This window comes from Virgibacillus sp. DJP39 (assembly GCF_049310925.1).
In the GTDB taxonomy this organism is placed as follows: Bacteria; Bacillota; Bacilli; order Bacillales; family Amphibacillaceae; genus Virgibacillus_F.
Map to the genome: position 1 here is coordinate 89,787 of NZ_JBMERP010000002.1, position 17,084 is coordinate 106,870.

General features: G+C 36.5%; 17 protein-coding genes. All 17 read left to right on the top strand.

Annotated elements, in window-relative coordinates; translation table 11 throughout:
* The first annotated feature begins 31 nt into the window (after positions 1-31).
* Entirely contained in the window at positions 32-877 is an 846-nt protein-coding gene (gene ylqF / locus ACOI1D_RS01395) for a ribosome biogenesis GTPase YlqF (protein ID WP_422498605.1), read from the top strand.
* Between the two features lie 150 nt (positions 878-1,027).
* Entirely contained in the window at positions 1,028-1,801 is a 774-nt protein-coding gene (locus ACOI1D_RS01400; protein ID WP_422498607.1) for a ribonuclease HII, read from the top strand.
* Between the two features lie 15 nt (positions 1,802-1,816).
* Positions 1,817-3,646, top strand: coding sequence for a hypothetical protein (locus ACOI1D_RS01405; RefSeq protein ID WP_422498609.1), 1,830 nt, complete (start codon positions 1,817-1,819; stop codon positions 3,644-3,646).
* Positions 3,643-3,927, top strand: coding sequence for an EscU/YscU/HrcU family type III secretion system export apparatus switch protein (locus ACOI1D_RS01410; RefSeq protein ID WP_422498611.1), 285 nt, complete (start codon positions 3,643-3,645; stop codon positions 3,925-3,927). Before ACOI1D_RS01405 ends, ACOI1D_RS01410 begins: the two co-directional genes overlap by 4 nt.
* A gap of 255 nt (positions 3,928-4,182) precedes the next feature.
* Positions 4,183-5,343: an ADP-forming succinate--CoA ligase subunit beta gene (gene sucC / locus ACOI1D_RS01415; protein WP_422498612.1), complete on the top strand. Its 1,161-nt coding sequence runs from the start codon at positions 4,183-4,185 to the stop codon at positions 5,341-5,343.
* A 102-nt stretch (positions 5,344-5,445) separates the two neighbouring features.
* Positions 5,446-6,348, top strand: coding sequence for a succinate--CoA ligase subunit alpha (sucD, locus tag ACOI1D_RS01420; RefSeq protein ID WP_422498614.1), 903 nt, complete (start codon positions 5,446-5,448; stop codon positions 6,346-6,348).
* 73 nt (positions 6,349-6,421) lie between these two features.
* On the top strand, positions 6,422-7,321 hold the full coding sequence (gene dprA, locus ACOI1D_RS01425; RefSeq protein WP_422498616.1) for a DNA-processing protein DprA: 900 nt from the start codon (positions 6,422-6,424) through the stop codon (positions 7,319-7,321).
* 123 nt (positions 7,322-7,444) lie between these two features.
* On the top strand, positions 7,445-9,523 hold the full coding sequence (gene topA, locus ACOI1D_RS01430) for a type I DNA topoisomerase (protein ID WP_422498618.1): 2,079 nt from the start codon (positions 7,445-7,447) through the stop codon (positions 9,521-9,523).
* A gap of 103 nt (positions 9,524-9,626) precedes the next feature.
* Complete coding sequence (locus ACOI1D_RS01435; RefSeq protein WP_422498620.1) at positions 9,627-9,941, top strand: hypothetical protein; 315 nt, start codon at positions 9,627-9,629, stop codon at positions 9,939-9,941.
* A 328-nt stretch (positions 9,942-10,269) separates the two neighbouring features.
* The gene (xerC, locus tag ACOI1D_RS01440; RefSeq protein WP_422498771.1) at positions 10,270-11,178 is read left to right on the top strand and encodes a tyrosine recombinase XerC; all 909 of its coding nucleotides are present in this window, start codon (positions 10,270-10,272) and stop codon (positions 11,176-11,178) included.
* A gap of 16 nt (positions 11,179-11,194) precedes the next feature.
* Positions 11,195-11,740 carry an ATP-dependent protease subunit HslV gene (gene hslV, locus ACOI1D_RS01445; RefSeq protein WP_422498622.1) on the top strand — a complete coding sequence of 182 codons (546 nt, stop codon included), beginning with the start codon at positions 11,195-11,197 and terminating at the stop codon, positions 11,738-11,740.
* 17 nt (positions 11,741-11,757) lie between these two features.
* Positions 11,758-13,161: an HslU--HslV peptidase ATPase subunit gene (gene hslU, locus ACOI1D_RS01450; protein WP_422498624.1), complete on the top strand. Its 1,404-nt coding sequence runs from the start codon at positions 11,758-11,760 to the stop codon at positions 13,159-13,161.
* 27 nt (positions 13,162-13,188) lie between these two features.
* Positions 13,189-13,968 carry a GTP-sensing pleiotropic transcriptional regulator CodY gene (gene codY / locus ACOI1D_RS01455; protein ID WP_422498626.1) on the top strand — a complete coding sequence of 260 codons (780 nt, stop codon included), beginning with the start codon at positions 13,189-13,191 and terminating at the stop codon, positions 13,966-13,968.
* A 281-nt stretch (positions 13,969-14,249) separates the two neighbouring features.
* Positions 14,250-14,648 (top strand): flagellar basal body rod protein FlgB, encoded by a 399-nt coding sequence (gene flgB, locus ACOI1D_RS01460; protein WP_422498628.1) that lies wholly within the window; start codon positions 14,250-14,252, stop codon positions 14,646-14,648.
* Position 14,649: 1 nt separating this feature from the next.
* Positions 14,650-15,099, top strand: coding sequence for a flagellar basal body rod protein FlgC (flgC, locus tag ACOI1D_RS01465; RefSeq protein ID WP_422498630.1), 450 nt, complete (start codon positions 14,650-14,652; stop codon positions 15,097-15,099).
* A 19-nt stretch (positions 15,100-15,118) separates the two neighbouring features.
* Positions 15,119-15,421 (top strand): flagellar hook-basal body complex protein FliE, encoded by a 303-nt coding sequence (fliE, locus tag ACOI1D_RS01470; protein ID WP_422498632.1) that lies wholly within the window; start codon positions 15,119-15,121, stop codon positions 15,419-15,421.
* Positions 15,422-15,482: 61 nt separating this feature from the next.
* Positions 15,483-17,078 (top strand): flagellar basal-body MS-ring/collar protein FliF, encoded by a 1,596-nt coding sequence (gene fliF / locus ACOI1D_RS01475; protein WP_422498634.1) that lies wholly within the window; start codon positions 15,483-15,485, stop codon positions 17,076-17,078.
* The last annotated feature ends 6 nt before the right edge of the window (positions 17,079-17,084 follow it).

Here is a 17,084-nt window from a genome sequence, read left to right on the forward strand (position 1 = left end):
GTCAATTTTTTAAGAAGAATAGGGTGTTAACATGACAATACAGTGGTTTCCAGGGCATATGGCTAAGGCGCGCAGACAAGTAGAGGAAAAATTGAAGCTTGTGGATTTTATAATGGAATTAGTGGATGCAAGAGCTCCATTATCATCTCAAAATCCAATGCTCCAGCAGGTCTTACAAAGTAAACCGAAAATGATAATTTTGATGAAAAAAGATTTGGCAGATAATCGTGAGACTGACAAGTGGATTACTTATTTTCATGAACGAGATATAACTGCAATTGCTGTCAATGTCAATGATAAAGGCGATATTCAAAAGGTAATTCACCAGGCAAAGGTACTTGGTCAAGTGAAAATGGATAAATTAAAGAGAAAAGGAATAAAACCAAGAGCATCAAGAGCAATGATAGTTGGTATCCCGAACGTAGGCAAGTCCACACTAATTAATCGTTTAGCAAATAAAAAGGCAGCAAAAACCGGGGATCGCCCTGGTATTACTAAACAGCAACTATGGATTAAAGTTAAAAAAGACTTTGAACTTCTTGATACTCCTGGAATTCTATGGCCTAAATTTGAGGATGAAAAGGTTGGATTGCGTTTAGCCGCACTAGGAACAATCAAAGATCAATTACTCTCACTTCAGGATATAACCATATTTGTTATTAATTATTTTCAAGAACATTATCCTACTTTACTTCAACAACGTTACAATATTGAAGATGACCATAAGGATATAGTTGATATATTTGAAGCAATTGGAAGGAAACGTGGTTGTCTTGAGGGTGGTGGAAATGTTAACTACGATAAAGTAGCTGAAGTAGTTATCCAGGATTTACGCTCCGGTAGATTAGGGCCGATAACATTAGAAGCAGTAAAATAACAGTGGCATTGCATCTTAGGATGGGTGCCACATTTTTTATCTAAAATGGTTTATACTGCAAAACAGGTGAAAGCCGATAAAAGAAAGAGAGATTTACTTTATAAACTAGGTACGAAATAATGTAAAATAAACCGATAAAGAAGGTAACGTATGAAAAATAAATCAATTGCTGAAATCAAACAATTACTAGATCAAGGTAGTCTTACCAACTCGGACATTTCAATTATACAACATGACCCTAGAAAAGGGGTACAACAGTTATGGAAGTCCTATCAAAAAAAAATAGAGAAAAAACAGGCATTAGAACTTCGCTTTACTGAAATGAGTCAGTTTGAAGAAAAAAGCTATTCAAGTGGTGCTAATCATATTGCGGGAATTGACGAGGCTGGAAGAGGGCCGTTGGCAGGACCTGTGGTAGCTGCGGCGGTTATTTTGCCTAGGAATTTTAAATTATTAGGATTAGATGATTCCAAACAGTTAAATGAAATCAAGCGAAACGAATTTTTCTCGATTATCAAAAATGAGGCAGTTAGTTACGGAATAGCAATTATAAGTAATCAAACAATTGATGAAGTGAATATCTATGAAGCAACAAAGATTGCAATGCTTGACGCGTTAAGCCAGCTGGAACCAAGTCCAGATCACGTTTTAATTGATGCTGTCCCACTTGAAAACGTTTCTTGTACTTCAGAATCCATTGTAAAAGGTGATCAAAAGAGTATTACAATTGCTGCGGCAAGCATTTTAGCAAAAGTAACACGAGATACAATTATGAAAAAAATACATAAAGACTTCCCTTATTACGATTTCAATTCCAATATGGGTTATGGTACTAGAAATCACATAGAAGCGCTACATAAATATGGTATTACACCATTCCATCGAAAATCATTTGCACCAATTAGAAGTGAAATTATTCGATAAAAGGAGGTATCTATGTTGAGTATACAAGATGTTCTGTCTAAGCGATTGAGCACAACCAAAGTGAGCCATACATTGCCATCTTTTAAGCCTGGACAAATTGTTCAAGGGAAAATTGTTAAACTATTTCTTAACAATAAGGCACAAATACAAATAGGTTCACATTCGATGGTTGCTCAATTAGAGGCCTCATTAACAATTAGTGAAAACTATCACTTTCAAGTGAAATCAAATACAGACGTTACCCATTTGAAGGTGATTGGTCAACAACTGCAGCGTAATATGAATGCTGATACAAATGCACTATTGAAAGATTTAGGTTTAAAAACGACCAGGCTAAATATGGCCCTTACACAGCAGTTAACGAAAGATAAGGTGCCCTTTGATAGGGAGCAGCTAGTTAAAGCATTTCATCTTCTAGAAGGTTCTAGCAACAAGCCACAAGCACTTTCAGTAATTAAGAATATGATTCAAAGCAAATTGCCATTAAATGAGGCCGTTTTTCAAGCTATATCAACAAAATCTACAACTGGTTTTACTGAGCAACTTTCCGGTTTACTCCAACAAATGAGACAAGACCCAAAGCCAACTCCGTTGAAACAGATGTTGGTGGAAAAATTATCTAATTTTACAAATCAAACTGACTTAAACAAGGGTTTACTAATTAAACATATAATGGCAGAGATAGAAGCTAACCAGACAAATTTTTTAACATCAGCCAAAACTATAGGTCTCGTGGACGAGAAAGTGGACTTTTCATCCTGGAAAAATGAGTGGCAAAATTTAGTGAGAAAAAATGTTGGAGATGTACCTGTCCAAACAGTCAAAACGACAAATCAATCACTAACTTCCTTTTCTTTACCTTTTAACCTGAATAATTCCGAAGTACTGACGTTCTTGGGTGAAATAGTAGAAAATAAAGAACCTATTATAAGACAGACGCAGACAATTTTGCAACAGTTCTCAGCAGCCATTAAGAAGGCCACTATCTATCAAACTCCACTGGCTGATGATGATTTTTTGAAACTGAAAATACAAATTGAGAGCAAGCTTTTGCCACTAATGCCAGATAAACAACAATTACATGTAGAAACTCTTTTGAAAAATAACCCAACATCCTTAGCGGCATTGGAATCAACACTTAAAACATTGTCAAGTAAGCAGAACTATGAACAAATTGAACAGCTTGTAAACAATACAAAGCGAGGAAATGAATTGTTATTGAGTAAGCCAAATGAGCAGTTTTTATCTCAGATTAATCGCGTGTTACAATCAGCTGGATTTGCTCATGAATATAACATAGCAAATGATTTGCCAGAACAGCAAACTGCTACTATAAAGTCAATGATTATCCAGTTATTGCAGCAAAGTGATGGAGCGATAAATGAAAGAGCCCAGCAACTCCTTCATTTTATTAACGGTATGCAAATACAATCCGTAACTGAGACGCCCAATTTTTTGCAGGCAAGTCTATTGGTTCCAGGTGAAAAGCTATCACTAAACAAAGACTTGCAACTTGAATTTAAAGGAAAAAAAACAGAGTCGGGAAAAATTGACCCCGACTATTGTCGAATTTTGTTTTATTTAGATTTAACCAATTTACGTGAAACTGTTATAGATATGAACGTACAAAAGCGAGCTGTTTCAGTTACTATTTTCAACGATAATACATCTATATTAGAAGGTGCTCAAGCAGTAAAAGCTGTGCTAAAAGAAGGTCTAGGTAAATTGGATTATCATTTGTCAACTGTCTTAGTAAAACCTTTGAAGCAAATGGATCCTGATAAAGAAAGAGCAGCAGTAAAGACAGAAAACAATTCCTACCAAGGGGTGGACTATCGAATATGAGCGAGAAACGAACGAAAGCAGCTGCCCTTCGCTATGATCAAAATAGCAATCATGCACCAACAATTGCAGCTTCAGGCAAAGGAATAATTGCAGAAAATATTATCGAAAAAGCCAAACAGAATAATGTTCCAATCCAGGAGGACGCCTCTCTTGTTGAACTATTAGCAGAATTAAACATAAATGAAACTATCCCGGAAGAATTGTATCAGGCGGTTGCCGAAGTGTTTGCATTTGTCTATCGTGCAGATAAAAAGGCAGATTCTGCTAATAAAATATTTTAGCACTTCTAAAGTTTGGTCTCTTACTTATGCGTCTGCTTCTGAACAGTCGCCACCGCTTTTCTTGTCCAGCTGTGGCTCCTAGCAACTAGCAATTAGATTAGTCCTGATGATCGTACGTACAGTTCAACGTACTTTTCACCGGCCTATCTAATTGTACGTCGCTGAACAGTCGCCACCGCTTTTCTTTATTCCTTGTGAATTTTGTTGTTTTTTAATACAATAGGAATGCAGTGAATTTTGATGGGAGGATGAAAGATGAACATTCATGAGTATCAAGGCAAAGAAATTTTGCGAAGCTATGGTGTAAATGTTCCAACTGGACATGTTGCATATACAGTAGACGAAGCTGTAGAAGCTGCTAAGAAATTAGGGTCTTCTGTAACAGTGGTGAAAGCACAGATCCATGCTGGTGGACGTGGTAAAGCTGGCGGAGTGAAGATTGCTAAAAACTTGGACGAAGTTCGTACATATGCGGATGAGATTTTAGGTAAAACTCTAGTTACACACCAAACTGGTCCAGAAGGTAAGGAAGTTAAACGCTTGCTTATTGAAGAAGGATGCGATATTAAAAAGGAATATTATGTAGGTCTTGTTCTTGACCGTGCTACTTCAGCAGTTGTTATGATGGCTTCGGAAGAGGGCGGAACAGAAATTGAGGAAGTTGCTGCAGAAACACCTGAGAAAATCTTCAAAGAGGTAATTGATCCAGTGGTTGGACTATCTGGATATCAAGCTCGTAGACTAGCATTTAATATCAATATTCCAGATGAGCTACTTGGAAAAGCGGTTAAGTTTATGATGGGTCTTTATCAAGCATTTGTTGAGAAGGATTGCTCAATTGCAGAAATTAATCCATTAGTTACAACTGGTGATGGTGAAGTGCTAGCTTTAGATGCCAAGTTAAATTTTGATGATAATGCATTATTCCGTCAAAAAGACGTTCAAAATTACCGCGACTTAGACGAAGAAGACGAAAAAGAAGTTGAAGCATCTAAGTATGATTTAAGCTATATTTCATTAGATGGAAATATAGGTTGTATGGTTAATGGTGCTGGTCTTGCTATGTCTACAATGGACATTATTAAGCATTATGGCGGCGATCCCGCTAACTTCCTTGATGTAGGGGGCGGCGCGACTGCGGAGAAAGTTACTGAAGCTTTTAAAATTATTTTGTCAGATCCGAATGTAAAAGGAATATTCGTTAATATTTTCGGGGGTATTATGAAATGTGACGTTATTGCTGACGGTGTCGTAGAGGCAACTAAACAAGTTGGTCTAGAAATTCCATTAGTTGTACGTTTAGAAGGTACAAACGTTGATTTAGGTAAGAAAATATTAAACGAATCAGGCTTAAATATTACTTCAGCTGACTCAATGGCTGACGGTGCTGAAAAAATCGTTTCAATGGTAAAGTAAGAGCCTAAAATTACTTGTTCAGTGCGTTTATACTGAACAGGTAAACTGCTTCTGATTGTTATGAGAAAACGTATAATGATTGCGTAGAAAGGACGGACGAAAATGAGTGTATATGTTAATAAAGATACAAAAGTAATTGTCCAAGGAATCACTGGTGGTACAGCTCGATTCCATACCAAGCAAATGCTTGAATATGGTACGAAAATCGTTGGTGGAGTAACACCTAAAAAAGGCGGTACAGAGGTTGAAGGAGTACCTGTATTTAATACAGTAAGAGATGCTGTTGATCAAACCGGAGCTAATGCATCTGTAATTTATGTTCCTGCTCCGTTTGCTGCTGATGCAATCATCGAAGCTGTGGACGCAGGACTTGATCTTGCTATCTGTATTACTGAACATATCCCGGTACTTGATATGGTTAAGGTAAAACGTTACATGCAGGGTAAAAAGACGCGTTTAGTCGGACCAAACTGTCCAGGTGTAATTACACCTGAAGAATGCAAAATTGGAATTATGCCAGGTTATATTCATAAAAAAGGTCATGTTGGAGTCGTTTCACGTTCAGGAACATTGACTTACGAGGCAGTTCATCAATTATCTGAGGCAGGGTATGGCCAATCAACAGCTGTTGGTATAGGTGGAGATCCTGTAAATGGAACGGACTTTATTGATGTATTATCAGCATTTAACGATGACCCTGAAACTGAAGCTGTTATCATGATTGGTGAAATTGGCGGTACTGCTGAAGAAGAGGCTGCTGAGTGGGTAAAAGCCAATATGAAGAAGCCAGTAGTTGGATTTATTGGAGGAGCAACTGCACCTCCTGGCAAGCGCATGGGACATGCTGGTGCAATCATCTCAGGTGGTAAAGGTACTGCAGATGAAAAAATCCGTGTAATGAACGAATGTGGTATTAAAGTAGCTGAAACCCCAGCAGTTATGGGAGAAACGATGATCAAAGCATTAAAAGAAAATAATTTACAGGATAAGTGTAAAACACATTAAATTTTTAGAGGAACCAAGGATATTTTGTCCTTGGTTCCTTATTCCAATAGAAAATTTACAAGGAAGTGGTTAGTTGGCATCATTACGGAATCGAATTATCCATTTAAATCGTTGTAGAGGCATCACTAGGCGAACCATCATGTACATGCTTACTATTGACCCCAGGCTATCTACTATATACAATCTATCCTTGTCTCAGCTTACCAGTCGGTTTGCTATTCCCCCAAACAATGCTAGACCACTTCATCATGATCTTCACGACCTTACCCTCCAAAAGGAGATTATCAGAGATCTTAACTCCTATACTATCTTGACAGTAGTTGACGAGTCATATCCAGCTGTGTTAAAAACAATAAAAGATCCTCCACTAGTCATATATACGCGTGGTGATGTGTCGATCCTGAGGCATACACCAGCTTTAAGTATTATTGGAACCAGATCACCATCAAAACATGCGTTGACTAAGATGAATCTGGTTTTACCAAAACTTATCCAGGAAGATTGGGTAATTATAAGTGGTATGGCAAAGGGGATAGACAGTTATGCTCATCAATTTGCCTTGAGATTTAATGGCAAAACCATTGCAATATTAGGTGGTGGTTTTGAACATATTTATCCCAGGCAAAACGTCGCATTGTTTGACCGAATAACTAAAGAAGGCTTAGTATTATCAGAGTACCCCCCGAATAAACCGCCAGCCCGGTTTCATTTTCCTGAAAGAAACCGGATCATAAGTGGTTTAAGCTTTGGTACCTTAGTTATAGAAGCTAAGGAACGGAGCGGTACACTTATCACAGTTGATCAGGCACTGGATCAGGGAAGAGAAGTATATGCGGTTCCTGACTCGCCAACTGTTCCTGAATCTATTGGTTGTAATAGAATGATTCAGGACGGAGCCAAATTAGTAATCAGCCCTGAAGATATAATGGAAGATTGGAGCAGGGGAAAGGAAAATTGGATTAATCAGTGGTAGGCAATTTTATGAATTTAGAAAAAAATTAGAAATAGCATGTTTGACAAATAAGAAGTATATATTTACTATTAGTGAAGATTTAAACTTAAAACTAGGGACCTCATTTTATAGGAGGATGAATGGATGTCAGATTATCTTGTAATCGTTGAATCGCCTGCTAAAGCAAAGACGATTGAACGATATTTAGGGAAAAAATATAAAGTAAAAGCTTCCATGGGTCATCTTCGTGATTTACCTAAAAGCCAAATGGGCGTTGATACAGAAGATGGATTTAAACCAAAATACATTACTATTCGCGGTAAAGGGGATGTACTAAAGTCCCTAAAGAGCGCAGCTAAAAAGGCTAAAAAAGTATATCTCGCAGCTGACCCGGACAGAGAAGGTGAAGCTATTGCATGGCATCTGGCGCATAGTCTTAATATTGATGAAACGTCAGAATGCCGAGTTGTTTTTAATGAGATTACAAAGGACGCGATTAAAGAATCATTCAAACATCCGAGATCGATTAATACTGACTTAGTGAACGCGCAGCAAGCAAGAAGAATTTTAGACCGATTAGTAGGTTATAACATAAGTCCATTACTTTGGAAAAAGGTTAAAAAAGGACTAAGTGCTGGTCGAGTTCAGTCGGTAGCAGTCAAAATGATTATGGACCGTGAAAAAGAAATCGAAAAGTTTACCCCTGAAGAGTACTGGTCAATAGAAGCTAATTTCATGAAAGATAAAGAGGTATTCGAAGGAACTTTTTATGGAATCGATAACAAGAAAAAAGAATTAAAAACCGAAGAAGAAGTTAAGGAAGTATTAAACCAATTAAAAGAAAAAAGTTTTAAAATAGACAAAGTCAATAAGCGTGAAAGAAAAAGGAATCCAGCCGTACCATTTACAACTTCCTCCATTCAACAGGAAGCTGCAAGAAAATTAAACTTCAGAGCAAAAAAAACAATGATGGTTTCACAACAACTATATGAGGGAATTGATTTAGGTAAAAAAGCTGGTGGCATTACAGGTTTAATAACCTATATGCGTACAGACTCTACTCGTATATCAGAGACTGCAAAAACAGAAGCAAAAGATTATATTGAAGAGAAACATGGCAAGGAATTTATTGGTCAATCCAAGCCGGTAAAACAAAAAGAAGGCGCTCAGGATGCACACGAAGCAATTAGACCGACATCTGTTATGCGTGACCCGAAATCCTTAAAACCACAATTATCTAACGATCAATATAAGCTTTACAAATTAATCTGGGAACGATTTGTTTCAAGTCAGATGGCACCTGCAATTATGGATACAATGACGGTACACATGATTAACAATGGTGTTGAGTTTCGGGCAACTGGATCAAAAATTAAATTCAAAGGATTCATGTCTGTTTATATTGAAGGAACAGATGATGGCAAAAATGAGGACAGTAAATATTTGCCGGATATAAAAGAGGGTATGGAAGTAACTACCAACGAAATAAATCCTAATCAGCATTTCACGCAGCCGCCTCCAAGATACACGGAAGCACGGCTAGTGCGTTCAATGGAAGAACAAGGAATAGGACGACCATCAACGTTTGCTCCAACACTTGATACGATTCAACGTAGAGGGTATGTGAGCATAGATAATAAAAGATTCATACCAACCGAACTTGGAAGTATCGTAATTGAGCTACTCCAGGAATTTTTTCCGGAAATAATCGATGTTGATTTTACGGTCAAAATGGAAGGTGAATTAGATTCAATTGAAGATGGTAAGAGTGATTGGGTAACTATACTTGATGGATTCTATTTAGGCTTTAATAAGCGTCTGGAAGTTGCAGAAAAAGAAATGGAAAAAATTGAGATCAGAGATGAGCCAGCAGGTATTGATTGCGAAAACTGTGGGCATGAAATGGTATATAAAATGGGAAGATACGGAAAATTCCTTGCTTGTTCAAATTTTCCGGAATGCAGAAATACAAAGCCAATTTTAAAAGAAATCGGTGTAAAATGTCCGAATTGCAAAGAAGGAAATGTTGTAGAGAGAAAATCAAAAAAACGTCGCATGTTTTATGGGTGTGATAGATTTCCGGAATGTGAATTTGTTTCTTGGGATAAACCAATAGCAAGACCATGTCCTAAATGCGAGTCATTATTGGTAGAAAAAAAGAGCAAAAAGGAAACACAGATTCAGTGCACAAATTGTGACTACAAAGAAAAGACTCAAAATTAAACATTCAAAATTATGAAGGACTGTTCAGTTAATGAGCAGTTCTTTTTTTATAGTTTTAGTTTTTCGCTAAAGGGGGAAGTACAAAATAGAGGAGGTAATAAAAATGACCGAAAAAAAACATTATTTTGTAACTGTTGATACAGAAGAAATAAGACAATTCTCAATCCCGGGGAATGGGGTTGAATATGAGATCGTTGCTAATCATGATGAAGTTAAAGAGGTTGAGATGTTACTTCTTGAAAAAGAAAAAAATGGCAAACAAGCTACAGATTATTTAAACAAACCATTTGATGAATGGGGCGTGGATGATGAAAGAAAGAAATATGACCAGGATTTGATTAAGCTATATCAAAAGCTTTATGAACTTGGTACTAAATCGACTAAAGAAAAAATAACTGAAATAGGGTTATTAAAATAGTTTTTTGTCAATAATATAAAAACTTCCCTTTAACAAGGTTGTAAAAACTTTTTCGAATACTTGAATAGTTACTGATTGACTATTATATTTGAAGAAGTTATAATTACGAATTGGTAAGGCTAATATACTTGACAGTGATTTTAATCAGGAATCTTTCGTTGATCAGTGACAATGTAAGTTCTGAAGGAGTTTCAAGAATTGGTTTTCAAATTTTTAAAAGTTAAAAAAACTTGCATCAATTCAGAATTTTGTTATAATTTTGTGTATTCCGTTGCTTTATAATTTGGAATGTGGTATGATTTATTCGCTGATAAATGGGGTGACAAATTTGTACCAATTAGAGGATTATAGCAAAGCATTCATGGAGTATTTGCAAATTGAAAAAAACGCATCTCCATATACTGTAAAATATTATCTGAATGATCTGGAAACTTATCATCGGTTTCTAAAAAGTGAAGCAATTAAAAATCTGTCTGAGGTAGATCAGCGCACAGTTCGTGTTCTTTTAAATTCATTATATGAAAGAAAGTTAAGCAGGCGAACTGTTTCGAGATTGATCTCTAGCTTACGCAGTTTTTATCGTTTTTTAGAACGAGAAAATAAGGTAACAAACAACCCTTTTTTACAGATTACTTTGCCAAAAGCAACTAAACCTATTCCAGGTTTTTTATATCGTGAAGAGTTGGAGAAGTTGTTCGAAGTAAATGATATGAATGATCCATTAGGTCAGCGTAATCAAGCATTGCTAGAAACGTTTTATGCTACTGGAATACGGGTTAGTGAGTGTGAAGGCCTATCAATCCAAGATATAGACTATACAATTGGAACGATGCTTATACTTGGTAAAGGAAGAAAAGAACGCTACGTACCTTTTGGGCGTTTTGCTGAGATTGCACTTGAAACCTATATGAATGAAGGTAGAAAAACACTGCTTAAAAAGTCAAATGCACCAACAGATGCAGTATTTTTAAATTCGAAGGGCACACCTTTAACAGCTAGAGGAATGAGACTTATTTTGAATAAAATGGTTGAAAAAGCATCATTGACTATTCATGTTCACCCACATAAATTACGTCATACATTCGCAACACATATGCTTGATGAAGGTGCTGACCTAAGAACTGTTCAAGAATTGTTAGGTCATGAAAGCTTATCGTCTACACAAATATATACACATGTAACGAAAAATCAGTTGCGAAATGTGTATATGAAGGCTCATCCAAGGGCCAATAATTGATTATGAGGTGATGCAGGTGTCAAATCAGATGCATGCAACAACTATTTTTGCAATTGCGCACAATGGTCAATGCGCAATGAGTGGAGATGGCCAGGTTACTCTAGGAAACGCAGTTGTTATGAAACATAAGGCTCGTAAAGTACGTACATTGTTTAATGGGCAAGTGTTAGCTGGCTTTGCTGGTTCAGTAGCAGATGCATTTACTCTCTTTGAAAAGTTTGAAAGCAAGCTTGAAACCTATAATGGTAATTTGGCTAGAGCGGCAGTTGAACTTGCTAAAGAGTGGAGAAGTGATAAGGTCTTACGAAAACTAGAAGCTATGCTTATCGTCATGAACAAGGAAAACATGTTTCTTGTATCTGGTACTGGAGAAGTTATTGAGCCTGACGATGGTATTCTAGCTATAGGTTCAGGTGGTAACTATGCATTAAGCGCCGGACGTTCATTGGTAAGGTTTGCAGATAACCTGACTGCTAAAGAAATCGCCCACGCGGCTCTTACAATTGCTGGTGAAATCTGTGTTTTCACAAACGATCAGATTACACTGGAAGTACTAGAGTGATAAGGAGGTCTAAACCTATGGGGAATGATTACACTCCAAAGCAGATAGTAGAACAACTTGATCAGTACATAATTGGTCAGCATCAAGCCAAAAAATCTGTTGCTGTAGCTTTGCGGAATCGTTACCGCCGTATGAAGTTAGATGATTCTATTAAGGACGAAATTGTACCTAAGAATATTTTAATGATCGGTCCAACAGGTGTCGGTAAAACCGAAATAGCTAGAAGGTTAGCGAAACTGGTTGGGGCACCTTTTGTAAAAATTGAGGCCACAAAATTTACTGAGGTTGGTTATGTTGGTCGTGATGTAGAATCAATGGTACGTGATTTAGTTGAAATGTCGATTAGAATGGTTAAAGAAGAAAAGATGAATGAAGTTGAGGAAAAAGCTGTGGAAGAGGCCAACAAAAAGCTGGTATTACTGTTAGTGCCTCAAGTGAAGAAAGACACAGGCAACAAAAATCCTTTTGGAATGTTATTCTCAAATTCATCTAATGATGATGAAGATGATGAAGATGATGAAGACAATGAGGGTAATGAGGAAATCAGGAATAAGCGACAGCGGACTCAGCAGAAACTAGCGATGGGTGAGCTAGAGGATCATTTAGTACAGGTGGATATTGAAGAATCACCTCAATCGATGTTTGATATGCTGCAGGGTTCCGGGATGGAACAAATGGGTATGAATATGCAGGATGCTTTTGGACAATTCATGCCAAAGAAAAAGAAAAAGAGAAAATTACCAGTCTCAGAAGCAAGAAAGATCCTAACTTTACAAGAAGCACAAAAACTGGTCGATATGGATGAAGTAGCACAAGAAGCAATATCTCGATCAGAACAATCTGGGATAATATTTGTTGATGAAATTGATAAAGTTGCTGGCAAACAGGAGAATTCAGCAAATGTTTCCAGAGAAGGTGTCCAGCGTGATATTTTGCCTATTGTAGAAGGATCAACTGTTGTGACAAAACATGGTTCAGTAAAAACAGATCATATGTTATTTATCGCAGCAGGGGCTTTTCATATGGCAAAACCATCGGATTTAATTCCGGAGTTACAGGGTAGATTTCCAATAAGAGTTGAACTCGAAAAATTAACAGTAAATGATTTCAAGCGGATTTTACTTGAACCATCAAACGCCTTACTGAAGCAGTACCAGGCAATGATTAAGACTGAGGGTATAAATGTAGTCTTTACCGACGAAGCTGTAGATAAAATAGCTGAAATAGCTTTTGAAGTAAATCAAGAAACAGATAACATTGGTGCACGTCGCTTACACACTATATTAGAGAAGTTGTTAGAAGATTTATCATATGAGGCTCCAGATATTACGATGGATAAAATTGAAATCACGTCGGAGTATGTTGATAAAAAACTAAGTTCTATTGTAAAGAATAGGGATTTAAGCCAATTTATACTATAAATTAAAATAATGAAATGGAGGATTATTATGGAACTTTTAAATCGCGCAAGAAAAATTAATGCTATGTTACAAAAAGCAACGGGGAAATCGGTGGACTTTAATGAGATGTCTGCTTCACTTAGGGATGTTATTAAAGGGAATGTGTTTATCTTAAGTCGCCGCGGTAAACTTTTAGGTTTTGCAATTAATCAGGAGATTGAAAATGATCGTATGAAGTCAATGTTAGAGGACAGACAGTTTCCGGAAGAATATACACAAGGGTTGTTCTCAATTTATGAAACAACTCCCAACTTGGATATCAATAGTTCATTTACGGCATTCCCAGTTGAAAACCGTGAGTTGTTCCAAAACGGATTAACTACGATAGTGCCAATTATTGGCGGTGGAGATCGTCTTGGTACACTAATATTAAGTAGATTGGAAGAAAGTTTCAGTGATGATGATTTACTTCTAGCTGAATACGGTGCAACAGTTGTTGGAATGGAAATTCTACATGAAAAAACAGAAGAAATAGAAGTAGAAGCACGCAGCAAAGCTGTCGTTCAAATGGCAATTAGCTCTCTTTCGTACAGCGAACTTGAAGCAATTGATCATATTTTTGAAGAGTTAAACGGTAACGAAGGTTTACTAGTAGCAAGTAAGATTGCAGATCGTGTTGGTATAACACGTTCAGTTATAGTAAATGCATTGCGTAAACTTGAAAGTGCAGGCGTTATCGAGTCTCGTTCGTTAGGTATGAAAGGAACTTATATTAAGGTTCTTAATAATAAATTCTTAGTTGAGCTTGAAAAACTTCGCTCTAGATAAGCTTAGAATTTGTTACCCAACAATCTTCAATTTTATATAATAATTAAGTTAAAAAAAGGAATCAAACTGGTAAACAATACCAGTTTGATTCCTTTTTTATTTTAAATATCTGAAAAAACAGGTATAAAGTCCTGATTAATATTAACTATTTTATATTCCCAAGTCGCAATATGTCGAAATTACATAGACAATACTTCTACTATAATTTACAATGTTCGTAAGTGTTAAGCAAATTATGACTGTCAAAAAAAAATAGTCTTTGCTGAATTAGGAGGGGTCATGTGGGTTTATTCGGAGGAACGATTAATAGTCTAGAGAATTCCTTAGATTATTCATCGGCTAAAAATAGAATTATTTCAAGTAATATCGCAAATATTGATACACCTAATTATCAAAGTAAAGAAGTTAACTTTAAAAACGTGTTAAACAGTGCTATGACATCAACGTTTGATGCAAAAAAAACAAATCCAAAACACCTATCCTTTTCAAATGAATCCTCTAATACTTCATATCAAATAAGAGATTCAAAAGATACTATGTATAATCATAATGGAAATAATGTTGATGTAGATAAGGAAATGGCAGAGTTGGCAAAGAATCAAATCTATTACCAAGGATTAGTGGACAGACTAGCTGGAAAGTTTAGCAGTCTACAAACAGTAATTAGAGGAGGGCGTTAAAATGTCAATTTTTGGTGCATTAAATACTAGTGCGAGTGCACTCACCGCACAAAGATTGCGAATGGACGTAGTGTCTTCGAATATTGCAAATGCGCAAACAACAAGGGCTACTGTAAACGAGAACGGCGAAGTGGAACCATATAGAAGAAAAATGGTTGCGTTAGAGCCTGCACAAGGAAGTTTTAAATCCTTTCTACATAAAGCTAGTAACTCTACTAATAGTGCTGGAGTTCAAGTTTCACAAATAGTAGAAGATGAATCACCGTTTAAATTGGTTTATAATCCAGACCATCCGGATGCAAACCCTGAAGGTTATGTACAACTGCCAAATGTTGATCCATTAAAGGAAATGGTAGATTTAATGAGTGCAACTAGATCTTATGAAGCAAATGTAACAGCCTTAAATGCTACAAAAGGCATGTTGTTAAAAGCATTAGAAATCGGAAAATAGTATAAAGAGGTGAACTATCATGTCACAGTTTATAGATGGAATATCAAAATCAATTATGCCAGTAAATCAAACCACAAACCAAATATCCCCTGGTGATGCACAGGCGAATTTTGCAGATACCTTAAAAACAGCTATAAGTAGTGTAAATAAGTCACAAGTAGTATCTAACCAAAAGACTGAAGCTTTCGCACGAGGCGATGTTGAAAATCTTCATGACGTAATGATTGCTGCGCAAAAAGCCAGTATAACACTGGAAACTTCCGTACAAGTTCAGCGCAAAGTTATTGATGCTTACAATGAAATCATGCGTATGCAGGTCTAATTTTGTTAGCAGGTCCTAATATATACTATTATTTTTTACTTGAAATTTGGCGGGGGAATATATGAAAGAAAAAATACTGAAATGGAAAGATTCAGCTAAATCCTTTTGGATAAACCGGTCGAAAAGTCAAAAAGGAATCTTTTTGGGATCGATTGCAATTATTGTTTTTCTCATTATAGGAATAGCACTTTTCTCAAATAAATCAAATTTAGTCCCGTTGTATAACAATTTGTCTCTACAGGAAGTCGGGCAAATTAAAACGGAGTTAGATTCTAGAGGTATTCAATACGCTCTAGAAGATGGCGGTACAACGATAATGGTACCTGAAACAGATGTAAATGGTTTATTAGTAGATTTAGCTGGGCAAGGGATCCCTAATAGTGGAAACATCGATTACTCGTTTTTTAGTCAAAACGCTTCATGGGGGATAACAGACAATGAATTCAGCATGATTAAGCTAGATGCCATGCAAACAGAATTAGCTAATTTAATTAAAGGGATTAAAGGTATTGAAGATGCTAAAGTTATGATCAATATGCCTAAAGACCCTGTTTTTGTTAGTGATTCAGGGCAACTTGCAAGTGCCTCAATTGTTGTCGAGACCCAGCCAGGCTATGAGTTTCAAGGAAACCAGATAGAGACTTTATATCATTTGATATCAAAAGCAGTTCCAAAACTATCACCTGAGAATATTGTTATTATGAATCAATACTTTGAATACTTTGACCAAAACGCACAGAATACTGGCAATAACCAGGATGTTTATACATATCAGCAGTCCGTAAAGGAAGATATTGAGCGCGACATCAGAAGAAGATTGCAACAAATGCTAGGCGCTATGGTAGGACCAGAGAATGTCATCGTTTCAGTGACTTCAGACATCGATTTCACTAAAGAAAACCGTGTAGAAGAAATTGTTGAACCAGTTAACCTTGAAACAATGGAAGGTTTACCAGTCAGTATTGAAACAATCCATGAAACATATTCGGGTTACCCGGGTATGGGCGGAGTAGTTGGCACAGGTGATGAAGATATACCTGGATACCAAGCAGTCGAAGGTGAAGGCGGAGAATACGAGTTAGTAAAAGAAACGATTAACAATGAATATAATAAGATAAGAAAAGAGATTGTCGAAAGCCCATATAATATTAGAGATTTAGGAATACAAGTAGCAGTTAATAATGTTAAGAGTCGTAATGGTGAGGAAATACAATACTTATCAGAACCCGATATTACTGCTGTAGAAGAAGGGATATCCTCAATTCTTAACTCGATGGTAACGACTTCAATTGATGCGGAATATGGTGAAGTCCAACCTGAGGATAAGGTATCTATTGTTTTCCAGGAATTTAGCGAAAGTACAAAATTACCTGATAACAAGTTACCAGTGATACCTTTGTGGATGTATATTGCTGGTGGAATATTACTGCTGATCATTATTGTTTTAGTGGTGATGTTGTTACGCAATAGAAAAGATAAAGAAGAAAGAGTAGTAGAGGAATCTGAAACAGTGGCACAGGAATCCAAAGAACTACCAGAAATGAATCAAGAAAAGGATTCGGAATCAGTTATTCGTAGAAAACAACTTGAAAAGATGGCAAATGACAAGCCGGAAGAATTTGCTAAATTATTACGCAGCTGGATTTCAGAGGACTAGGAGGGA